Source organism: Citrobacter freundii complex sp. 2024EL-00216 (assembly GCF_043945515.1).
GTDB classification, from domain to species: Bacteria; Pseudomonadota; Gammaproteobacteria; order Enterobacterales; family Enterobacteriaceae; genus Citrobacter; species Citrobacter portucalensis.
The window spans coordinates 1-3,996 of sequence record NZ_JBIMRA010000049.1; the positions used below are offsets into that span (position 1 = coordinate 1).

The following is a 3,996-nucleotide window of genomic DNA, read 5'->3' on the forward strand; positions in this document are numbered from 1 at the left end:
GGCCAGGCCTCAGCATTTTATTATGGTGATCCCCTGGGCGAAATGCGCCTGGTAAGCAGAGTTTTTGAAATGTAAGGCCTTTGAATAAGACAAAAGGCTGCCTCATCGCTAACTTTGCAACAGTGCCCCTGCGTGCGCTGCTGCCATGTCCACTACCTGACGCCGGTGATGGTGATGGCCTCGCCGGAGCGGGAATTTCTTAACCTCGACGAATTTAGACGATCGGCGGGCGAGGGGATGTCGTGGCAAGGTCCGCCTTGCGCTGCTCCGCAAGGGCGACACCAGCGGGTTCGTCGGCGGCCACGCCTAGCGCGACCGCAACCAAGCGTCGAAAAAGTATACGCTCGTCACCCGCCGTCTCCTGTGCTGAGAGTCTCAGGCCGATCGGCCGGCAGGGCTCAATGTCAGCAAACGCGTGATGAGCGGTGGCCTTCAACAGTGATAAGGCGGCACCAGAGAAAAATCACTCAGGGTCAATGCCAGCGCTTCGTTAATACAGATGTAGGTGTTCCACAGGGTAGCCAGCAGCATCCTGCGATGCAGATCCGGAACATAATGGTGCAGGGCGCTGACTTCCGGTGCCAGCAGATATTTTGGCAGTTTGCCTTGGATCAGAGCCATCTGACGCAGGGCTAGTGCAGCCGGATAGTCAATAGCTACCGGCAGCGGTGCGGACTGTTGTAACTCAGAATAAGAAATGAGGCCGCTCATGGCGTTGACTCTCAGTCATAGTATCGTGGTATCACCGGTTGGTTCCACTCTCTGTTGCGGGCAACTTCAGCAGCACGTAGGGGACTTCCGCGTTTCCAGACTTTACGAAACACGGAAACCGAAGACCATTCATGTTGTTGCTCAGGTCGCAGACGTTTTGCAGCAGCAGTCGCTTCACGTTCGCTCGCGTATCGGTGATTCATTCTGCTAACCAGTAAGGCAACCCCGCCAGCCTAGCCGGGTCCTCAACGACAGGAGCACGATCATGCGCACCCGTGGCCAGGACCCAACGCTGCCCGAGATGCGCCGCGTGCGGCTGCTGGAGATGGCGGACGCGATGGATATGTTCTGCCAAGGGTTGGTTTGCGCATTCACAGTTCTCCGCAAGAATTGATTGGCTCCAATTCTTGGAGTGGTGAATCCGTTAGCGAGGTGCCGCCGGCTTCCATTCAGGTCGAGGTGGCCCGGCTCCATGCACCGCGACGCAACGCGGGGAGGCAGACAAGGTATAGGGCGGCGCCTACAATCCATGCCAACCCGTTCCATGTGCTCGCCGAGGCGGCATAAATCGCCGTGACGATCAGCGGTCCAATGATCGAAGTTAGGCTGGTAAGAGCCGCGAGCGATCCTTGAAGCTGTCCCTGATGGTCGTCATCTACCTGCCTGGACAGCATGGCCTGCAACGCGGGCATCCCGATGCCGCCGGAAGCGAGAAGAATCATAATGGGGAAGGCCATCCAGCCTCGCGTCGCGAACGCCAGCAAGACGTAGCCCAGCGCGTCGGCCGCCATGCCGGCGATAATGGCCTGCTTCTCGCCGAAACGTTTGGTGGCGGGACCAGTGACGAAGGCTTGAGCGAGGGCGTGCAAGATTCCGAATACCGCAAGCGACAGGCCGATCATCGTCGCGCTCCAGCGAAAGCGGTCCTCGCCGAAAATGACCCAGAGCGCTGCCGGCACCTGTCCTACGAGTTGCATGATAAAGAAGACAGTCATAAGTGCGGCGACGATAGTCATGCCCCGCGCCCACCGGAAGGAGCTGACTGGGTTGAAGGCTCTCAAGGGCATCGGTCGACGCTCTCCCTTATGCGACTCCTGCATTAGGAAGCAGCCCAGTAGTAGGTTGAGGCCGTTGAGCACCGCCGCCGCAAGGAATGGTGCATGCAAGGAGATGGCGCCCAACAGTCCCCCGGCCACGGGGCCTGCCACCATACCCACGCCGAAACAAGCGCTCATGAGCCCGAAGTGGCGAGCCCGATCTTCCCCATCGGTGATGTCGGCGATATAGGCGCCAGCAACCGCACCTGTGGCGCCGGTGATGCCGGCCACGATGCGTCCGGCGTAGAGGATCCACAGGACGGGTGTGGTCGCCATGATCGCGTAGTCGATAGTGGCTCCAAGTAGCGAAGCGAGCAGGACTGGGCGGCGGCCAAAGCGGTCGGACAGTGCTCCGAGAACGGGTGCGCATAGAAATTGCATCAACGCATATAGCGCTAGCAGCACGCCATAGTGACTGGCGATGCTGTCGGAATGGACGATATCCCGCAAGAGGCCCGGCAGTACCGGCATAACCAAGCCTATGCCTACAGCATCCAGGGTGACGGTGCCGAGGATGACGATGAGCGCATTGTTAGATTTCATACACGGTGCCTGACTGCGTTAGCAATTTAACTGTGATAAACTACCGCATTAAAGCTTATCGATGATAAGCTGTCAAACATGAGAATTCGCGAATGAACAAGCTCCAACGCGAGGCCGTGATCCGAACCGCGCTCGAACTGCTTAACGACGTGGGCATGGAAGGTCTAACGACGCGCCGACTGGCTGAGCGCCTCGGGGTGCAACAGCCAGCGCTCTACTGGCATTTCAAGAACAAGCGTGCGTTGCTCGACGCACTTGCCGAAGCCATGCTGACGATAAATCACACGCATTCGACGCCAAGGGATGACGACGACTGGCGTTCGTTCCTGAAGGGCAATGCATGCAGTTTTCGACGGGCGTTGCTCGCTTATCGCGATGGCGCGCGTATTCATGCCGGGACGCGGCCAGCCGCGCCGCAGATGGAAAAAGCCGACGCGCAGCTTCGCTTCCTTTGCGATGCTGGCTTTTCGGCAGGTGACGCGACCTATGCGTTGATGGCAATCAGCTACTTCACCGTCGGCGCTGTTCTTGAGCAGCAAGCTAGCGAGGCAGACGCCGAGGAGCGGGGCGAAGATCAGTTGACCACCTCAGCGTCTACGATGCCGGCGCGCCTACAGAGCGCGATGAAAATCGTCTACGAAGGCGGTCCGGACGCGGCATTCGAGCGAGGCCTGGCTCTCATCATCGGCGGTCTTGAAAAAATGAGGCTCACTACGAACGACATTGAGGTGCTGAAGAATGTTGACGAATGACAGGGGGCGGCAGGTGCGGAGGGCGCGGTTGCTTCGTCATATGAAGCAAAGTCACCTAGCTGAATTAATGGGTGTGGATCAGGCAACCGTGTCGCGCTGGGAGCGGGGCACCCTTGCATTGTCGGATGGGAGGTGGTCAGCGGTTCTTCAATTGCTTACCGGGCCTTCCGATTCATCGTACGACGCTGCGCTGAAGCGTCTGGTGCAATCCTCCGCCCACAAAGTCCATCTGGTAGCGACCGGACACATTGTTTGCTCGCGGCATCTCCGGCCAGGCAAAGGGAATTGCGGATTGACCTAGCCGAACTCCTTGGTAAATCGCTGCGTGTTTATGCGTCCCCGAGATAGTTGCGGCCGACTCTGCGCTTAATGGGCTCGGTTGGCATGAGGGGCGGCTGGGGTCACTCGAGGTGGATACCGGCCCGAACTGGAGCGAGGAACTTCCATACTGCCAAGGCGAATGCTGTGGGAGCGCATCATGCTCGCTGATGGTAGCCCGGCACTACTTGTTACCACCACAGCTTAATGCGAAGGGTGCTCCTGTTCTTGTGCATATTTTATGCGCTGCTGATTGTGCATCGAACTGATAACCTCAACGGGTCTGCTTTGTAGTTCACCACACCCCTGACGCGCGCGTGCCGGATAAGCAGAACTATGGTGCCGATGGATGTCAGGAACACTCGGCCTGGTTCGTAACTAGGTCGTCCTGCGCGATCCTGCGGCTAGGGCCGGAATCGTGCTCGCCAGTCAGGCGCTGATGAAGCCTATGGGCACTGTTGCAAATAGTCGGTGGTGATAAACTTATCATCCCCTTTTGCTGATGGAGCTGCACATGAACCCATTCAAAGGCCGGCATTTTCAGCGTGACATCATTCTGTGGGCCGTACGCTGGT

The 3,996-nt window shown here is 58.3% G+C and carries 5 protein-coding genes and 3 pseudogenes; 4 read left to right on the forward strand and 4 right to left on the reverse strand.

Annotated elements, in window-relative coordinates:
- Positions 1-75, forward strand: a pseudogene (locus ACHHZ7_RS25095) (IS6 family transposase); the annotation flags it as partial.
- A 366-nt stretch (positions 76-441) separates the two neighbouring features.
- On the opposite strand, the pseudogene ACHHZ7_RS25100 reads toward ACHHZ7_RS25095, so the two are convergent.
- Both ACHHZ7_RS25100 and ACHHZ7_RS25105 read right to left on the reverse strand, forming a co-directional pair.
- Positions 442-711, reverse strand: a pseudogene (locus ACHHZ7_RS25100) (hypothetical protein); the annotation flags it as partial.
- Positions 712-722: 11 nt separating this feature from the next.
- Positions 723-914, reverse strand: a complete 192-nt coding sequence (locus ACHHZ7_RS25105; protein WP_009873362.1) for a hypothetical protein — start codon at positions 912-914, stop codon at positions 723-725.
- A gap of 65 nt (positions 915-979) precedes the next feature.
- Between ACHHZ7_RS25105 and ACHHZ7_RS25110 the strand changes: the two are divergent.
- A pseudogene (locus tag ACHHZ7_RS25110) lies at positions 980-1,069 on the forward strand (type VI secretion protein); the annotation flags it as partial.
- A gap of 91 nt (positions 1,070-1,160) precedes the next feature.
- Here the strand turns inward: ACHHZ7_RS25110 and tet(C) are convergent.
- A complete protein-coding gene (gene tet(C), locus ACHHZ7_RS25115; RefSeq protein ID WP_001297013.1) occupies positions 1,161-2,351 on the reverse strand; it encodes a tetracycline efflux MFS transporter Tet(C) in 1,191 nt (396 codons plus the stop codon).
- A gap of 92 nt (positions 2,352-2,443) precedes the next feature.
- On the opposite strand from tet(C), the gene tetR(C) reads away from it, so the two are divergent.
- Both tetR(C) and ACHHZ7_RS25125 read left to right on the forward strand, forming a co-directional pair.
- Positions 2,444-3,103, forward strand: a complete 660-nt coding sequence (gene tetR(C) / locus ACHHZ7_RS25120) for a tetracycline resistance transcriptional repressor TetR(C) (RefSeq protein WP_001038045.1) — start codon at positions 2,444-2,446, stop codon at positions 3,101-3,103.
- Positions 3,090-3,404: a helix-turn-helix transcriptional regulator gene (locus ACHHZ7_RS25125; RefSeq protein ID WP_061342203.1), complete on the forward strand. Its 315-nt coding sequence runs from the start codon at positions 3,090-3,092 to the stop codon at positions 3,402-3,404. Before tetR(C) ends, ACHHZ7_RS25125 begins: the two co-directional genes overlap by 14 nt.
- A 369-nt stretch (positions 3,405-3,773) precedes the next feature.
- Here ACHHZ7_RS25125 and ACHHZ7_RS25130 read toward each other — a convergent pair.
- Positions 3,774-3,996, reverse strand: a 223-nt coding sequence (locus ACHHZ7_RS25130) for a hypothetical protein (RefSeq protein ID WP_369700332.1), incomplete at its 5' end; no start/stop codon positions are given.

Coding starts and splice junctions, on each gene's coding strand:
- ACHHZ7_RS25105 (WP_009873362.1), bottom strand. CDS start 914: ATGAATCACCGATACGCGAGCGAACGTGAAGCGACTGCTGCTGCAAAA.
- ACHHZ7_RS25125 (WP_061342203.1), top strand. CDS start 3,090: ATGTTGACGAATGACAGGGGGCGGCAGGTGCGGAGGGCGCGGTTGCTT.